Origin of the sequence: Porphyromonas circumdentaria, assembly GCF_900167105.1 — a bacterium.
GTDB lineage: Bacteria > Bacteroidota > Bacteroidia > Bacteroidales > Porphyromonadaceae > Porphyromonas > Porphyromonas circumdentaria.
Genome location: NZ_FUXE01000002.1, coordinates 76,394 through 94,034, shown reverse-complemented (window position 1 = coordinate 94,034; position 17,641 = coordinate 76,394). Strand labels below are relative to the sequence as shown.

The following is a 17,641-nucleotide window of genomic DNA, read 5'->3' as shown; positions in this document are numbered from 1 at the left end:
GAAGCTCTTTAGTGGTTATTGGAGAAGCCGATTATTTGCTGACGCTGTACAGTTCCGACCATATCCCTATGGGCTTTTTGATTGGATATGTAAGTAACAGCCCAATACTCTTCTATCGGGAGTATATAGTTATAGTATAAAGAAGAGTCTGCCGCAGATACGGATAGCTCCCTTTGATTTACAAAAAGTCTCCCCTTAGTAATCCTTATCGTATCTCCTGGTACACCGACTATGTAGCAGGGTACGAAGAGTTGGGTATCGTGAGAAGTCAAGCGAATCAACGCCAAAGCTCCCTTTTGGGGCGTACCTCGCTTTTGCATAAGCCTGAAGCGTTGCAACCAACTATCGGAACTATTTCTTTGAGGAAGCTGATAAATAAAAACAACAAAAAGACGTAGCAGCACCACTACTACACAAATTAGTAATGGTACTGCTATAAAACGTAGTTTCTTACTTCGTGTCGATTTATTACCAGTCATGAACCATGCTCATCATACGCTTCCAACGGATTTTCCCATTGAAAAGCCCCTTATCCTTATTCAGAGATAACCAAAGGAATACAGGCTTACCTACGATGTGATCTTCTGGCACAAAGCCCCAATAACGGCTATCGGCAGAGTTGTGCCTATTGTCGCCCATCATAAAATAATAGTCCATTTCAAACTTGTAATCCGTGCAGGGGGTACCATCTATCGTGTAAGTACCATCTGCCCTCTCTGCTAAGAGATGCCCCTCGAAGGCAGTAATACAACGCCCATACAGGTATATATTCTCTTTGGTAAGAGGTATAGTCAATCCTTTTTTAGGGATAAGAATAGGGCCATAATTATCTCGTGTCCAACCGTTTTCATACTCTACGGGATAAATCAATCCCTGATCTGCCGTATCGATTACGATGCCTAAAACTTTAGGATCTCCCTCTAACTTTTGCTTCATTTCTTGCGTCAAAGGCAACAAATAGAATAAGGTTTTTCCGCCTTCTTTCTGCACATCAAATCCGCTGTTGGCAAAGAAGAGCGAGGCTTCGAAAGACTCGGGACGACCTACCAGTCTCTGATCGTCTCGACTGATGCCCAACACTTCAAAATCTCTCTCGCTAAGCCCCTGTTGAGTAGTCTGCACATAGTAATTAAACTGAACAAACTTCGGAGCCTTTTGCAGCACTCCATTTATGCACAACTCATTTTCTCTCAGCTCTAACACCTCCCCAGGCAATCCTACACAACGCTTAACGTAGTGATCTCTTCGATCCACAGGTCTGTACAAAACTTTACCGAAAGTCTCCTTATCGGACCATATTCTCTCCCGTCCATAAATAGCCTTCAGAGTATAATAGTCGGGATTTGTAACCTTTTCGGGCACAGTATCTCCTGCGGGGAAGTTAAAAACGACCAAATCGTTACGCTCCACTTTGCCCAATCCTTTGAGACGACGATACTTTTGAGAAGGTCTATCCAAATAGCTTTTTCCTCCCAAAAAAGTGTTGTGCGTGAGAGGAATCGCAATGGGAGTCATAGGCATACGGGGACCATAACTCAGTTTATTGACGTAGAGATAATCTCCAACATAAAGAGTTTTCTCTAAAGAAGAGGTGGGAATAGCAAAGTTTTGGAACAGATAGATATTCAACACCGTTACCCCTATCACGGCAAAGAGGATTGCATCGAGCCACGAAAAGATTTCTCTCAGAAATGGATTTTTCAGTGATCTAAACCACGACCAGTTTATTTTTCGGGTGAAATAGTAATCCACTATAAGAGGGAGAAAGAAAAACCATCCCCAACCTGCCCAAATAGCAAAGAGGATAAAAATAACAATCGCTACAGCTCCTATTGCATAGCGTACCTTGGAAGGACGAGTAGCTCTTTTCTCCTGTTCTTTTTTATTATTCGTCATTGTCATATCCCAATCTTTTTACTGCTATTTTTCATCAAAACCCAACATCTGTTCCATAGAGAGAGCTCCTCGATGTGTAACGGCAAACTCGGCTGCCAATAGTGCCCCCAAAGCAAACCCCTGCCGACCAAAAGCCTCATGATATAAAGAAATTTTATCAACAGATGAATGCCATGTAACTTCATGAATACCAGGCACCTCTCCCTCTCGGAGAGAATCTATCGGTATTTTTTCTCCATATTCAGAGGGCGACAGAGGCTTATCGCCAAAACGATGCGATGTTTCTATGATCCCCTCTGCCAAAGAGAGTGCTGTACCACTGGGTGCATCCAGCTTATGTATATGATGTATCTCTCTTATAGAGGGTTCGTACTCACTCTGTGGTCCCATGATGGCAGCAAGACGACGGTTCATCTCAAAAAGGATATTAACTCCCAAGCTGAAATTGCTCGCATAGAAAAAGCTCTTATTTTCCCTTTCTGCTCTGAGTTGTAAGGCTTTCACCCCTTCTAACCAGCCCGTCGTTCCAGATACAACTGGGAGATTATGATCTAAACAGTAGGAACAGTTGGTCTGTGCTGCTTCGGGTACAGAAAACTCTATACAAACATCTACCTTCTGAAAGTCTTTTGTGTTGAAAAACAGATTCCTATTCTCCTCATCGTATCGGTCTACAATACAATGCCCTCTTTCGTAGGCTAACCTCTCGATAGCCTTTCCCATACGTCCGTATCCCAAGAGTATGATATTCATAAGAAGTGTCTAATCTTTTCTTACTACGATTCTTACTACAGAATCCCTTTTAATACTTGCACGAAGAAATCTCCACACTCCCTCATAATAGGAAAAGTGCAAGACTCTTAATCTGCTCTCAAAAATACATAAAAAGAGGCGTAAAAAGCCCCACTCCTTAAAAGAGTTATCTTAACCAAAGAAAAAAGCCTCAGTTGGACCCTTTATTACGTGGATGCCAACCAAGACCTTATTTATAAGAGAAAAAGAGATAACAGACCTATTAATACTCCTCTTCGTTAAAAAAGAAATCTTCGTTACGAGGGTAGTCAAGCCAAATCTCTTCGATAGACTCGTAGACCTCTCCATCATCTTCCATTTCTTCGAGTATCTCTATCACTTCCAACGGAGCCCCAGAACGCTGAGCGTAATCAATAAGCTCGTTTTTTGATGCTGGCCATGGAGCATCATCCAAGGAAGAAGCCAATTCAAGTGTCCAATACATACTAACTATATATTATACTTGTTTATAATAAATTCACGTTGCCTGTGCTTAGTAAGGTGCAAAAGTAGTATTATTTTTCATATATGCAAGTAGTCTGCTAGGGCAATCGCATCAAATCTTTAGTAGCTTTTTGAGGTAGTTCATATTCAAAGCCGCTTTGAATAATCTCTTCCTTAAGGATAGCTTGTCTTTGTATTGTGAATGGTTAAGGCGGACTTTCTTAGCGTGTTTAGATAGTCGCTCAATAATCCTTACGCGCTCGGCAAGCACCTTCTCATCCGAATACATCAGACAAATCGGCTTGCCAGGACAACTTTTGTCCTGAGAATACAAGGACTCGAAAGCCGTATCGAATCTTTCCCAATCTATTTTGTCGGCCAACTTATAGAGCGGGTGGAATGAATTCAGCAGGTCTGATAAGTTGCTGAATAATGAAAGACTATTATGAGGCTTTTTATGATTAAAAAAACTGCAGGTTTCCCGCCACAAAGGTAAGAAAACTTGCAGTTTTATCAATGAGTTTTGTTTCCTAATTCGCTGAATATCAGTTTTTAGAAAAGTTTTTAAGCGACGACTGTGTATCTATTACAGAGATTACTTTATCCCCAATCGAGTTTTTACCTTAGGAGTGATATCCATGGCATCTTTGCCTACGTAAAGTAGCATCGCAGACTCCACCACATAGGTACATCCTACTTCGTCGCCTACTTTCTTTATAGCCTCCATAACTTTTTGTTGGATAGGAGCAATTAAAGTTTCTTGTTGCTTTTGGATATCCTGTTGCATTACTTGAACAGATTGTTGGATGCGGTTTTGCATATCAGAGAGCTCCTGTTGTCTGCTCTTACGGATAGCATCCGATAGTTTTTCCTGTTCCTTTGCAAAGGCTTCGAGTTTCTTATTGTACTCTGTTTGCATAGTTTGTACCTCCTCGGTGTACTTTGCATCCAACTCTTGCAAACGTTTCTGTGCCGCTGCACTCTCTGGAAGAGCCATCATAATCTCTTGAGAGTTTACATGAGCAATCTTGTGCTGTGCCAATAATGCCATGGGCAAAAGAGCCACAATAAGGCTGAAAATCAGTTTCTTCATTTGTTTATTACTATTTAGTTCAAAATCTTTTCTTTTTATTTTTTTGAATACCCCATCTTCTTAAGCACTTGGTCGCTAATGTCAATACCAGGATTGGCGTAGATAATACCAGAGGTTCCTCTATCCAATACAAGCTGAAAACTATTCGCTTTTGCAATCTCCTTAATAGCTTCCCAAATTTCGTCTTGAATAGGTTTCATCATTTCGGTGCGTTTCTTGTAGAGCTCGCCCTCGGGTCCAAAGTATTTAGTTTGTAGTTCTGTAGCCTCACGCTCCTTTTTTACAATGAGCTCTTCGGCCTCTTTCTTTTGTTTGGCAGAAAGGAACACCAAATCACTCTGATATTTTTTGTAGAGAGTTTCTGCCTCGGTCTGTAACTTTTGTACCTCTTGCTGCCACTTCTTTGAGATTGTTTCTAACTGCTCATTCATCATTTCGTAGTTAGGAATATTCTTCAGGATGTATTCCATATCTACGAGCGCATATTTTTGGGCAAATGAAATCATTCCACCAAAGAGGAAAATAATAAGTGAAATAAGAATTCTTTTCATTGTTCGTTTTCTATTAAAGGGTGAAACTTCTATACTTTGCTTTTAAGACGAGCTGTGTCGTCTTGGATTGTTCTGTTGTTAAAACTCTTGTCCGAGTATAAAGTGTATGTTGCTACCACCTCGTGTGGCAGAACCGTCGGGTCTGTCAAATCCGTATCCCCAGTCAAGTCCTAAGAGACCAATCATCGGTAACGTAATACGTACCCCGACTCCTGCCGAACGTTTCAGGTTAAACGGATTTATGTCGGAGATATTGCTCCAGGCATTTCCCGCTTCGAGGAAAGCAAGAGCCCATACATTGGTTTGACCTTGGAATAGAATCGGAACTCTTAGCTCCGTTGCCAAGCGAACAAAGGCTGTAGCGTAGTCGTAATTGCCCCCTGCAATACTACCATTTCGATACCCACGCAAACCGATGGATTCATTCATATAGCCTCCTACATAGCTACTCATACCATCTCCCCCCATGTAGTAAGTGCCAAAAGGAGAGCGTTTGTAGGGGTTATAAGAGCCCAGTATACCGATATCGAAACGATTCATCAAGACAGGTGTATACTGCACGGTCTGGGGATTAGCCAGAGGGGTAAATACTTTCCCCGAAAATCTCCACTTATGATATTCCACGAAACGATAACGGTCGGCAGAAGGTAGGCGGGGATTGGAGTAATCTACTTTGTCGAATAGAGAGTAGGGAGGGGTAGCAGAGACAGAGAGGGAGAAGTCTGAACCTCTTCTCGTGTAAATAGGATTATCTATTGAAGAGCGCGAGAAAGTTATTTGCAAGTTGAGGTCGTTAGCCGAACCATCATGGAAACCCTCAAAGGTGTCATATACCCAGTCTCTTAGTAAATAGTAGTTGTAGTTGAGCGAAGTCGTGAAACGGAACCAGTTGTCTGGCCAATTTAGTCGCTTCCCATAGGTAATAGAACCCCCTAAGATCTGTAGCGATTGGTTGGGATTATAGGCTTTCTCAAGCAGAGTGTTCTCTCCATAGCCTCCGTATCCGCCATAACCATCGTACCCATAACCTCCATAGCCATAGCCTCCATACCCCCCATAACTGCCGTAGCCATAAGGGTTGTAACCTATAGAGCCGATTTGGTTGTTGTAGAATTTTGTGTCTAAAGCAGTTTGGCGAGAGTAGAATAAACGGGTACTGAAGAAATTAGGCCGCTTGCCACCGAACCAAGGATCCATAAACTGTATGCTATACTGCTGGTAGTAGCGACCATTGGTCGTAGCACTTACTGCTAATGTTTGTCCATCACCCTGAGGAATAAAACCCTTGTACATACTTGGGTGGAAGAGATTGTAAATGGAGAAGTTCGTAAATTGAATACCGACACTGGCTATAAGCCCTGCTTGACTCCATCCGAAACTTAGCTCAAACTTATCACTTCGCTTTGCTTCTAAATTATACTCTATATCTACCGTTCCATCTTGGGGATTGGGCACTGGTTTAGGGATAGATTTTTCGGGGTCGAATTGATTAAGCTGGTTCAAAGACATCCAAGAAGTCATCAAGTCTTCCTTGCTGAATAGCTTTCCAGGCTTTGTAAAGAGCTCTCTGCGTATAACATTGTCGTAGACAAGGTCGTTCCCCTTTATCAGAACCTTATTGATGGTTGCTTGTGGTCCTTCTACGACACGCAAATCAAGTGTAACCGAGTCTGTGGTTACATGGGTCTCAATAGGATCTATATGAGCAAAGATGTAACCATTGTTGTAGTAAAGGTTCGAAACAGCATCTTCATCTGTGATGAGACGATCTTCCAACTTCTTTTGATTGTATAGTTCTCCCGCTTTGACGCCTAAGACTGCCATCAAGTAGTCAGAGGAATACTTGGTATTCCCAACAAATCGAAGGTCTTTTATGTAATACTTCTTACCCTCATCTATTTCGATGCGTATCTTCACTCGTTTATCATTGCCAGGCATGGGAGTTACCTCCTGTCCAGTAATCTCTGCATCTCTGTAACCTGCTTCATGATAACGAGCCAATAGCTTTTCCAAATCGGTTTTATACTCCGTTTCGATATACTTTTTGGGACTGAATATCTCCACGATACTTGACCATAGTCTCCCTTTTTTGAAAGGAGCAAAGACTTCGTTGGTCTGTTTCATAGAGGCTTTAAGAGCATTGTCGGATAGAGATTTATTCCCGACGAACTCAATATGATCAACCTTTATCTTATTCTTTTTATCGATATTGACAGTGACCAAAACGTGGTTTTGCCGAGAGAGGTCAGGTTGTTGCTCTACCTCCACAGCCATATTGCTATACCCTTGTTCTTCAAAGTACTTGGTGATAATCTGTTTGGTTCTATCAACGATGTTGGGTGTTAGTTGCATCTCTGCACGGAGCCCCGTACGTTGCTCCAATTCTTTCCGCTCTGATTGCTTAACACCTACATAGTTTATCGAAGAAATTTTAGGACGCTGCTTGAGGTGTATTTCGAGCCAAATATTGTTCCCCTCCTCCTTTGTTACCATAATTTGGGCATTGTCGAAGTACCCATTACGCATAAAGCGACGCACGGCATCGCTGAAAGCAATACCAGGTACCTCTACAACATCTCCTACATTTAATCCTGAAAGACTTATGAGTACGGAGGGATTATAGCCTTCCCCCCCAACAATCTTAATATCGGCAATGCGTCGGCTAACGGGGCGCATATAGTCGATTTGAATGGGAGAAGGAGTTTCTTTTTTAGTTGTATCCTGCTGAGCCTGTGCAAAAGATGGGGATACAGCCAAAACTCCCGATAGAAAGAGTATTTTGAAAAGATTATTTTTCTTCATAAAGTATAGCTTAGAGGCATTAATACTCCTCTTTATTATCATTTTCATTTGCAAGAGTTACTTTACCGAAGCGTCTGTTACGATGTGCATAGCTATCCAAAGCCTCTTGCAAACTCGTAGCATTGAAGTCTGGCCATAACGTTTCGGTAAAAAAGAGCTCTGTATATGCCAGTTGGTAAAGAAGAAAATTGCTAATTCTCAACTCCCCACCTGTGCGTATCAATAAGTCAGGGTCAGGAATACCTTTGGTGGCAAGATAGGGTTCTATGGCAGTAGGATTATTGAGTAGGGAAGAGATAGATACTTCTCCTTTTTCAATCTCTTGTACCATTTGGTGCAAAGCGTTGTTTATCTCCCAACGAGCTGAGTAACTTAACCCCACCAATAGGGTCAAAGTAGTATTGTTAGCTGTTCTCTTTACGGCATCTAATAGTTTGAGTCGAGTACTCTCTGGAAGTCGCATAATATCTCCAATGGGATAAATACGCACACCCTGAGCCGAAAGCTCATCGGCATAAGTATCTAAACTCTCGGCCATTAAAATCATCAACGCCTCGACCTCTTCTGAAGGTCTTTGCCAATTTTCAGAGCTAAAAGCATAAACAGAGAGGTATTTTATCCCCTGTTTGATTGCTTCGGCAACGGTTCGATGTAGTGCTTCCACTCCTGCAAAGTGCCCTTTGGAACGGCTCATCCCCTGCCGTACAGCCCAACGTCCGTTACCATCCATTATAATAGCAACGTGACGAGGAACTAACTCTTTATTTATTTGCTTACTTGTCATTATTGCATTTGGTAGCTTGTTTCTGAAACTCGTAGGAAATGCCCACCATAAAGCGCACCATACCATCGCCACCTTTTAATAGAGACGAATTAACGTTGTAAGGATTGCTAAGAAATTTTGAGGAGGGTGAAGAGGTATCCAATCGATCTGAAAAAAAGTGAGTCCCCTCGAGGAAAGCTATTAAATTCAATCGATTCTTGAGTTTGTATTTAATACCCAAGCCCAGATTTACTCCTGGGTGGAGGTGAATTGAGGCCTGTTGCATACTCACTCCGAGCATAGCTCCTGCAGCGATGTAGGGCGTAAAGCGTCGGGTTTGTAAGAAAGGAAACTTGTCGCTGTAGGGATAGAAGTTATATTCCGAACGTACCGCCACTCCTGTGCCGTGTAGAGCGAAAGAAGCTTGCGCCCCGTTGGGGAAGTGGTTGTCCTTAAACCCTTTTGTGTTTCCTCTTAGATAGAAATAGTCCAAGTGTCCTGAAAAAGCAAATCTGAAATTGTGATTGTAGCGAAATGTTCCACTCAAACTCCCCCCGATACTCTTTATTGGATTGTACGGATTGGCATCTCCCAAGTAACTTGCCGTTCCCGTAGAAACCCCTACTTCATAACGATACTCTTGCGCAGCCATCTGTGCGGAATAACCTAACACAGTGATGAGCAAAATAGAACTGTATCGAAAAAGGGCAGTCACGTCTTTCTTATAGATTAAGTTGTTACTTATTCTATCCTATTCTGTATAAATACGGGGAGTTCCTTTCCAAATATCTGTAGGGAGTGTTCCATTCTGTAGTATCCCTCCAAAAAGATAGAGAGTATGGTTTTTACCCATATATCCCACTAAGTTGTTAGAGCGTATGCCAAACTCCGCAGGGGGAAGCATTAGAGCTCCGCTACCCATCATCCAAGAGAGCCCCTTATTGTCTGAGAAGTAAACTTTCATCTGTGGAGTTGCAGTGGTAAAGTCGGCAGGGATAAAACTATATATCCTATCGAGCTCTCTGTCATATATAAGTGCAGGCGCGTGTAGGCTTGCTTCCATCTGCTCTTCCTCTTGCGTTGGCAGACGCAACCAGTCTAACCCCGAAGTTGTAGTCCATGTTGCAGCCTTCTGGAGAACGCCCGACTTCGCTGACGAGCCGACTAACAAGAGCATAGGATGCTGTGCCACGTTGAGATGTAGAGGAGAGAAGTTCTCTACAGGGAAGTCTGCGGGAAGAGGTTCGCCGCTACTAAAGGTTGCCCCCTTTAGTACCCCGAAGTGCAACTTGTTATCTGGAGCCTCTCTAAGTACAAGAGCAAGGGTCGAAACTTTCTCGCCTGGCTCTGTGAAAGCTCCTAATATAGCAAAGATATACTGTCCGATATTAGCAGAAGACCATCGAGTAAAGTCTCCCGAAGAGACGAGGAAATCGAAGTGGTCGGTTAGTAGATAGGCTGTCCCATCGGGGGCTATGGTACAATCCTTTACGATACCAGTAAGGCCTGATGTGTTGATTTTTTGCCAATTACCTGTAGCCTCCTTGCCCCTCTTATAAATCTCTGTCGAGCCAGATGTTGTACCTACGAAGAGGAAGAGTTGGTCTTGATGCTCTCTTAAGAGGAGCTTTTTTACGTCTGCGAGGGCTGGTAATTGAGTCCCCTCGGCTCTGTGCCAGTTGAAAGTTTGAGGATCGTAAGAATAGGTTCTGATGTCCACTTTGTATTCTTTGAACATTTCCTTCGTGGGATTGGACAGTTGGATGCTTATCCCCTTTTTCCAATCGACAAAAGAGAGGGAGTCATTGCTCCCAGGAGTTTCTTCTTTTCCTGCAACGATGAACTTAAGTTGTGCATCGGTATGGCGCGAGAGCACTACTTTAACGGAGTCCAATGCCAAATCTTTAGGTAGAAGATGTGCATTATAAATAACTCCTTTACGGTGGTCGATAGAGAAGAAAGTATTCTTCAAATCGGGGTTGTCCTTGTCCTCTATACGGAAAGCGGTTATTTGTACAGATTCCAACTCGGGATTCTTTATTTCCGTAGGAGAGATACATCCATACAAAAAGAACATCCCCCATAAGAGAGAACAAGAAGCAATCTTGCTTAATATTTTATAGTGTAAACTCATAGTGCTTACCAGCTTAATTGTCCACAAAGATAAGATTTATCACTGATTAGAAAATTATCTCTTTGATAAACACACCCCTACAAGCATCGCATCCCTCCAGAATAGGGGGTAACTCTTACCTACCACACTGCTATCATCAAAAATCAGGGGATAACCTCGAAGCATAGCTATAGACCAAGCCATCGGGAGGCGATGGTCTTGTAGCGTGGGAACAAGTGGTAATTCTTTTGGGAGTGTCTGCTCGCCGCTCCACGCAACGGAGCTTTCGCTCTCTTTGATATGAAAGCCGAGTGAAGAACCCACTTCGGAAAGTGCCGATAGACGGTCTGATTCTTTTAGTCGAACGCCTCCTATGGCATCAAAGTAAAAGGGCTGGCCGCGCATTAGAGAGGTAACGAAGAGGGCAGGCAATAAATCGGGATAGTCCTTTAGTATAGGGTTGTAGAGAGGTGATAGAGGTATATCTTCCTTTAATAATAGTATTCCCTCGCCCTCTTTATAGAGCGTTTTCACTCCTAATGGGAGCATGAGAGTCTCTACCCTTTTATCTCCCTGCTCGTCGAGGGGAGAGAGATGAGGTATGAAGATATCCCTTTCGATGGGTAGCATGGCTCGCCAACCATATATATAGGATGCTGCGCTCCAATCTCCCTCTATCTGTTCCGACATAGCCACTATAGCTTGAGGATTATAGGGTTTGTTTTGGAGGTAGACCCCTTCTTTTTCTAAAGAGAAAACAGCCCCTGCTTTACGCATCATAGATAGTGTCATAGCGATGTAAGGTTTGCTAGGAGCCTCGGGAGGTAGCGGTACAAACAGAGGAGAGGACAAATAGGGGGCTATGAGAAGAAGAGCGGTAACGAATTGGCTGCTCTGTTTGCCCAAATCTTTTGACACCTCTCCTCCTTTCAAAGGGTGTAAAGCGGGCAAGATTTCTAAATAGGACTGTTTGCCAGTGCTGTCGCCCCACGTCTCGGAGATAGTAGCCCCTAAATTTGTTAGCGTATTTAGCAAGGGAAGTAACGGACGTTGTCGGAGCCGTTGAGTACCCGTAAGAAAAACGGAGCGTTCTGTGGTAAGTGCTGCAACAGCTACTACAAAGCGGAGCACCGTGCCTGCAGCACCTACATCTATAATACTTTTCCCCGAAAAAGTTGAGGAGTTGTTGCGCTTTTGAGGAATGTTCTCAAGAGCTGAGAGCATCAGATGTATATCGTCGGGTATCTGCTCTTTTTGCCACTGTGTAAAGAACTTTTTCTTGACAAAGGGTAGTACTCCAGCCAAGTGAGCCATGACGAAAAGGCGGTTAGCATAGCTCTTGGAGGGAGGGAGGTTTTGTATAACAATCGGTTCCATGCTCTGTACCAACGCAACTCTCTCCCCTATACCGATTGGCTCGCTTGTAGTTTATACAAGCGTGAATAGGCTCCCCCTTGAGCGAGCAACTGCTCATGAGAGCCTTTCTCTATAATACGCCCCTTGTCCAGTACGCAGATAACATCGGCATTGACTATTGTGGTCAATCGGTGAGCTATAACGATAGTGGTACGATCCTTTAGAAGATTTTCAATAGCCCCCTGTACCAATCGCTCAGAGTGGTTGTCCAGAGAGGAGGTCGCTTCGTCCAATATCAGTATAGAGGGGTTTTTCAAGACGGCACGTGCTATACTCAAACGCTGTCTCTCCCCTCCACTTAAACGGCACCCTCTATCCCCAATGTTAGTATTGTACCCCTCTGACAGGTTTTCTATATACTCGTGTGCATTGGCTATTTTAGCCGCATGCTCCACTTCTTCCTTTGTAACAACTTCGGGAGAGAAAGCGATGTTGTTGTAAACAGTATCGTTAAAGAGGATAGGCTCTTGATTAACGTTGCCTATCAAAGCACGTAAACTATCCAAATCTACCTCACGAATATCGGTTCCATCTATGGTAATGCGCCCCTCTGTTACGTCCCAAAATCGGGGAATAAGGTCTACCAAAGTACTTTTGCCAGCCCCTGAAGCCCCAACGAGAGCCACCGTTTGCCCTTTCTTTATGGTTAGGTTGAGGTCTTTGAGTATCCATTTCTCGGGAGAGTATCTAAAGGAAACGTTCTCCAGTTTTATCTCTTTTTCAAAGGAGAGCGGCTTAGGATTATCGGGAGTTTTTATTGGGTTGTCAATATCCAATATGCGCTCTATTCGCTCCATAGATGCCATTCCTTTTTGGATGGCGTAAGAGGCACGGCTAAGCTCTTTTGCTGGATTGATAATACTATAGAAGACGATTAGATAATAGATAAAGGTAGGGGCAGAAATCATACTCGTGCCCTCCAATATGAGACTACCTCCGTACCACAAGATAATGGCTATCGTTATCGTTCCTAATAGTTCGCTCACGGGGTGTGCCAGTTGTTGACGCTCATATACCTTGGTTACAACGTTTTTATACTCTTCGTTGGATTTGTGAAAACGCTCTCTTATCTTCCCCTCTGCACGGAAGGCTTTGATGATACGAAGCCCGCCAAGTGTCTCTTCTACCTGAGACATCAGAGCCCCCCACATATTTTGTCCTATTAAACTTTGGCGTCTTAGCTTGCGCCCGATTACTCCCATAATGTACCCAGCTGGGGGAAGTACGACAAATACAAACAGGGTTAACTGCCAACTTAGTGTAAAAAGTGCTATGAGGTAGATGAGCAAAAGAATTGGATTCTTAATCATCATATCCAAGGTTTCGATGATAGTCCACTCGACATCCCCAACATCTCCCGAGATGCGCGCCAATATATCTCCCTTGTGTTCCTCTGCCATAAAGGCTATGGGTAAGAGGGTTATCTTGTCATTCAGTTTATTGCGCAGGTCTCGCACTACTCCCGTACGTACGGGGATAAGGCTCCATAGGCCGAAATAAGTTACGCTAACTTTTAGGAGGGTCATACCTACCAGATAGAGGCAAAGGATTACGAGAGTGGTACTCGCCCCGTAGGAGGAGATTAGCTGCTCTATGTAGTAACTAAAGTTATTGTTCAGCGCGCTACCCCATTCCGATACGGTTTTGATACCCTCATAGGGAATACTACTGAGCGGTATATATTGATGATGCGTTTCACTTAGACCGAAGAGTATTTTCAGTATGGGCATTATCAGAGAGAATGCCAAAAGATTGAGTAGAGCAGCGAGGATATTTAATACAACGCTCAGCCACAAATAACCCTTATAAGGCCAAACATAATGTTTTACTATACGGAAGTAACGCTTCATCTTTAGTGTGCAAATTGTTTTAGGAACAGAGGAATTTGCTCTGGGCTTGAGGTAAAAACTACTTGCCGATAATGAGTAAGTCCCTTTGTGTGTGCTGTGCAAAAATACACTTTTAGAGAGAGATGGGAGAGTCTTATAGGCTGGAGGAAACCGATTTATAGTTTCCTGCGAATGGAGAGGGAGCTATTTTACTTTTGATTCTTCCGTCGAAAAATTCAAAACCTACTGACTAAAAGTTGTTTTCCTCTTGAGTAAAACTCTATTTTTAGATTGAATATATATATACGCAGATTGAATACACATATATTCAAGTTGAATATACATATTTGCAATCTGCAAATAAACTTTTGCTTTATAGGAAACAGGGTTTTAGTAAGTAGTAAACTCTTTTTCTCCAGTTATTTATATGTTTTTTGTAGTGGCTCTGGGGTTTATAGGAGCTGTTCCCCTTTGTATTACTCGATTATACAACCCATTTTGAGTCAACTCCTTTACTTCGTTTGTGGCTACCCGATAGGTGCCAAGCTCCTTTTCCTCCTCTAAGAGAGATTGAGGTCTACAAAGATTTTTGTGTGGCGTGAAAAAAATACAACCCTGTACAATCTTTTTTGTGATACCTGTTTGTGGAGAGCTTTATACTGTTGTAAATAAGTTGTACCCTTATTCAGAAAGAGAAAAAGAACAAATGTTGTGAAAATGGAGTGCCAATAGGATACTATCGCGAGGGTAAAGGGAAATTATCTCGATGAAATTACTTAGCTTTGCATTTGCTGAAAATTTTGAACAATGAAGTACGAGTTGCTAAAGAAAACTTTCTGCATATTGCTTGCTTTGCTCCCATCCTCTCAAGTGATGTGGTCGCAGGCAGATGTAACTCGGTACTCAGCAACGGAGTATGCTGCTCAAGGAATTGTTTATTACCTCCCCAAGAGTTGGGTACAAGTCTCTCTAACTATAGAGAAAACGGTTTATACCCCAGGAGAATTGGCAGAGTATGCTCCTATTCTTTTAGGCAAAGAGTTCAAAACCCAACAGGAAATTTCTTATCGGATTAAAGAGACCCAAATAGAGTCTCTCGGTGTGCCCGATGAGGGACAACAATATATCGTTTCTTTCAAAGCACCAAACCCTTTTAGTTATGTGGCCCTGACCAAAGAGGGGGTCATATCGGGCATCAATACAGATGGCATTCCTTCTACTGTTAAAAAGAAAGAGACTTTAGAATCTGAGCCAATGCCCGAGCGGAAGAGCATTGCCCTACCTCGAGAGTATGCCTTTGCGACTTCCAAAGCAAAGCGTGCCGAGATTGTGGCGGGTAAGCTCTTTGAAATGCGAGAGGATTTACTGGAGCTAATCTCTGGCAAGGCAGAGAGTGCACCGCGTGACGGTGCTGCTTACGAGATGGCTGTTTCGGAGCTTAAATCTCAAATAGCAGGACTGGAAGAACTCTTTGAGGGAACTTTTACAACCGAAACTTCGTACCGACACTTTTCGATAGCACCCGAGGGGGCTATAAATAACCGCACGCTGGTTCGTTTCTCCTCTCGAGAAGGCTTGTTGTCACCCAATGCCACCAAAGGGGAGGCTGTTACCTTTAATCTCTCCCCAACGAGAAATCTACAAGAAATCTCTGCCGATGAGCTTGATAAACGCGAGCGTAAACTGAAAGGCATCATATATAATGTACCAGGCAGTGCTACGGCTACGGTTAGTGTCGGTAAGAAGCAAATAGCCAAAGAGAATCTGCCGATTACTCAGTTTGGATATAGAGTTTCATTGGATAGTCAAATAACAAAACCCAAAGAGGGCAATGTATGCGTCTTGTTTGATGTGAACACAGGTGCCATTCTCTCGATACACAAGAAAGAATAAATCTCACATTAATAATTAAAAGTATGGCAAAAAGTCACCCGAAAGGGCTGGTCGTTCTGGCCCTCGCGAACATGGGAGAACGCTTTGGTTACTACACCATGTTGGCGATTTTAACTCTTTACATGCAAGCCAAATTTGGCTTTTCATCTGCAACCACAAGTCTTATTTACGGGACTTTCTTAGCTCTCGTATATTTCTTGCCTGTGTTTGGAGGTATCGTTGCCGATAAATGGTTGGGTTATGGTAAGACCATTTTAATTGGTATTACGGTCATGTTTGGAGGTTATCTCCTTTTAGGTATTCCGTTTGGTACTGGTACAGAAGGGATTGCCTTCATGGCTTTATCCCTCATACTTATATCCGCTGGGACGGGTATGTTTAAGGGAAATCTACAAGCTCTCGTAGGAAAACTTTACGATAACCCACTCTATTCCAAGAGTAGAGATATGGCGTTTTCTATTTTCTATATGTTCATCAACATCGGTGCTTTCTTTGCTCCAAGTATGGGGAACGCTATTACCAACTACTTCCTTCAGCAAGAAAACTTCTACTACGATGCTTCTATTCCTAAGAACTATGTAGCTCTTAACGATAAGGTAGTAGATGAGGCTACTTTCATGGCTGAGTATCAGGCTGAGCACCCTAAGTTCGCTTCTGAAAGTGCCGAAGAACAGGCTAAAAAGATTGCCGATGCGAAGAAAAAGAAAGGTGTGATTTTCCCTCAAGACGAGGCTGAAATCCTTTTCAATCTTAAGTTCGCAGGGCTTCATCAGTACACCAAAGCGGGTGCAATTACCGATCCTAACCTCACGGTTACCGATGCAGACTATGAGTTAATGGCAAGTCGTAAGGCTTCTGACAATGAGGCTAAGGCTGTGCTTCGTGAGCGTATCGCTCAGGCAGAGGTGCCTGCTGAGTTTTTAGCTACAACCGATTCTAAAGGTTTCGAGAGAGATTTCGGTAATAAATATGTAGCAACAACTCTTTCTAAATCTTACAGTTGGGCTTTCTTTGTAGCTTGCGGTAGTTTGATTATATCTATTCTCATCTTCGTTCTCTTCCGTAAAACTTGGAAAGAGGCAGACGTTACCGCCAAACAGGCTAAAGCTAAGGCTAATCAAGAGGGAGCTGCAGCTCCAATGTCTAAGAAGGAAGTACGCGAACGCTTGCTCGCTTTGGGTCTTGTGTTTGCCGTAGTTATCTTCTTCTGGATGGCATTCCACCAAAATGGTTTGACGATGACCTTCTTTGCTCGTGACTATACGGTGAGCAAGGTTACAGCCAATGGTTATATCCCCTTCTCTTTGATGATGTTGCTACCTTTTGTAGCTCTTATGTATGGTGTATATCTTTCACTCTTCGGGCTCCTCGGTGGTAAGAAGAACCCCAAAACAGGTTTGCTACTTGTTGTATTAGGTATAGCAGGTCTCATAGGTGGTTACTATGTAGATATTCAGCCTATTGCCGATGGTCTTAGAAGTATCACACCTCAGATTTTCCAACAGTTTAACCCATTCTTCATTATCCTGTTGACACCCGTAACAGTAGGATTCTTCACTTACCTTGCTAACAGAGATAAAGAACCTTCTGCTCCACGTAAGATTGGTATCGGTATGTTGTTGGCTGCTTTAGGCTTCCTCGTGCTTTTAGTATCATCTATCGGTTTGCCAGCACCAAGTGACATCAAGGGTACAAGCGATGTTTTGGTATCGCCCAACGTACTCATCGGTACTTATCTCGTATTGACTATGGCAGAGCTATTCCTCAGCCCAATGGGTCTTTCGTTTGTATCAAAAGTTTCTCCCCCACAATATGCAGGTTTGATGCAGGGTGGATGGCTTGCAGCAACTGCGGTGGGCAACCTCCTCGTAGGTGTTATGGGAGCTTTCTGGGAAAAACTTTCATTGGTAGCATTCTGGGGAGTACTTATTGCATGCTGTCTACTCTCAGCGGCATTCATATTCTCTGTAATGAAACGATTGGAGCGCGTTACCGCTTAATCGTAAGATAATATTTAACAGCACCAACCTCTCCGCAGACTTCTTATAC

Annotated in this window: 14 protein-coding genes and 2 pseudogenes; 2 read left to right on the top strand and 14 right to left on the bottom strand. The window is 43.1% G+C overall.

The annotated features are described in order from the left end of the window. Positions 1-8: 8 nt before the first annotated feature. The 14 genes and pseudogenes from B5D06_RS01215 to B5D06_RS01155 form a co-directional block, all read right to left on the bottom strand. Positions 9-479, bottom strand: coding sequence for a S26 family signal peptidase (locus tag B5D06_RS01215; RefSeq protein ID WP_143742552.1), 471 nt, complete (start codon positions 477-479; stop codon positions 9-11). Next, positions 469-1,896: a signal peptidase I gene (lepB, locus tag B5D06_RS01210; protein WP_078736209.1), complete on the bottom strand. Its 1,428-nt coding sequence runs from the start codon at positions 1,894-1,896 to the stop codon at positions 469-471. The genes B5D06_RS01215 and lepB overlap by 11 nt, the downstream gene beginning before the upstream one ends. Positions 1,897-1,920: 24 nt before the next feature. Beyond that, positions 1,921-2,649 (bottom strand): 4-hydroxy-tetrahydrodipicolinate reductase, encoded by a 729-nt coding sequence (locus tag B5D06_RS01205; RefSeq protein WP_078736208.1) that lies wholly within the window; start codon positions 2,647-2,649, stop codon positions 1,921-1,923. Between the two features lie 262 nt (positions 2,650-2,911). Beyond that, complete coding sequence (locus B5D06_RS01200) at positions 2,912-3,133, bottom strand: DUF2795 domain-containing protein (protein WP_078736207.1); 222 nt, start codon at positions 3,131-3,133, stop codon at positions 2,912-2,914. Positions 3,134-3,244: 111 nt separating this feature from the next. After that, a pseudogene (locus B5D06_RS01195) lies at positions 3,245-3,407 on the bottom strand (ISAs1-like element ISPg6 family transposase); the annotation flags it as partial. A gap of 11 nt (positions 3,408-3,418) precedes the next feature. Then, a pseudogene (locus tag B5D06_RS08840) lies at positions 3,419-3,622 on the bottom strand (hypothetical protein); the annotation flags it as partial. Between the two features lie 105 nt (positions 3,623-3,727). After that, positions 3,728-4,225, bottom strand: coding sequence for an OmpH/Skp family outer membrane protein (locus B5D06_RS01190; RefSeq protein ID WP_078736206.1), 498 nt, complete (start codon positions 4,223-4,225; stop codon positions 3,728-3,730). A gap of 35 nt (positions 4,226-4,260) precedes the next feature. After that, the gene (locus tag B5D06_RS01185; protein WP_078736205.1) at positions 4,261-4,776 is read right to left on the bottom strand and encodes an OmpH/Skp family outer membrane protein; all 516 of its coding nucleotides are present in this window, start codon (positions 4,774-4,776) and stop codon (positions 4,261-4,263) included. A gap of 78 nt (positions 4,777-4,854) precedes the next feature. Beyond that, on the bottom strand, positions 4,855-7,578 hold the full coding sequence (locus tag B5D06_RS01180) for a BamA/OMP85 family outer membrane protein (protein WP_143742559.1): 2,724 nt from the start codon (positions 7,576-7,578) through the stop codon (positions 4,855-4,857). Between the two features lie 19 nt (positions 7,579-7,597). Next, positions 7,598-8,362 carry a polyprenyl diphosphate synthase gene (uppS, locus tag B5D06_RS01175; RefSeq protein WP_221416011.1) on the bottom strand — a complete coding sequence of 255 codons (765 nt, stop codon included), beginning with the start codon at positions 8,360-8,362 and terminating at the stop codon, positions 7,598-7,600. Then, complete coding sequence (locus tag B5D06_RS01170; protein WP_143742551.1) at positions 8,352-9,056, bottom strand: DUF6089 family protein; 705 nt, start codon at positions 9,054-9,056, stop codon at positions 8,352-8,354. The genes uppS and B5D06_RS01170 overlap by 11 nt, the downstream gene beginning before the upstream one ends. A gap of 36 nt (positions 9,057-9,092) precedes the next feature. Continuing rightward, the gene (locus tag B5D06_RS01165; RefSeq protein WP_078736202.1) at positions 9,093-10,475 is read right to left on the bottom strand and encodes a DUF6242 domain-containing protein; all 1,383 of its coding nucleotides are present in this window, start codon (positions 10,473-10,475) and stop codon (positions 9,093-9,095) included. Positions 10,476-10,529: 54 nt separating this feature from the next. Continuing rightward, positions 10,530-11,831 carry a hypothetical protein gene (locus B5D06_RS01160; protein WP_078736201.1) on the bottom strand — a complete coding sequence of 434 codons (1,302 nt, stop codon included), beginning with the start codon at positions 11,829-11,831 and terminating at the stop codon, positions 10,530-10,532. Between the two features lie 26 nt (positions 11,832-11,857). Beyond that, positions 11,858-13,720 carry an ABC transporter ATP-binding protein gene (locus B5D06_RS01155; RefSeq protein ID WP_078736200.1) on the bottom strand — a complete coding sequence of 621 codons (1,863 nt, stop codon included), beginning with the start codon at positions 13,718-13,720 and terminating at the stop codon, positions 11,858-11,860. 786 nt (positions 13,721-14,506) lie between these two features. Between B5D06_RS01155 and B5D06_RS01150 the strand changes: the two genes are divergently transcribed. Beyond that, positions 14,507-15,592 (top strand): DUF4831 family protein, encoded by a 1,086-nt coding sequence (locus B5D06_RS01150; RefSeq protein ID WP_078736199.1) that lies wholly within the window; start codon positions 14,507-14,509, stop codon positions 15,590-15,592. A 23-nt stretch (positions 15,593-15,615) separates the two neighbouring features. Continuing rightward, entirely contained in the window at positions 15,616-17,592 is a 1,977-nt protein-coding gene (locus tag B5D06_RS01145; RefSeq protein ID WP_078736198.1) for a peptide MFS transporter, read from the top strand. The last annotated feature ends 49 nt before the right edge of the window (positions 17,593-17,641 follow it).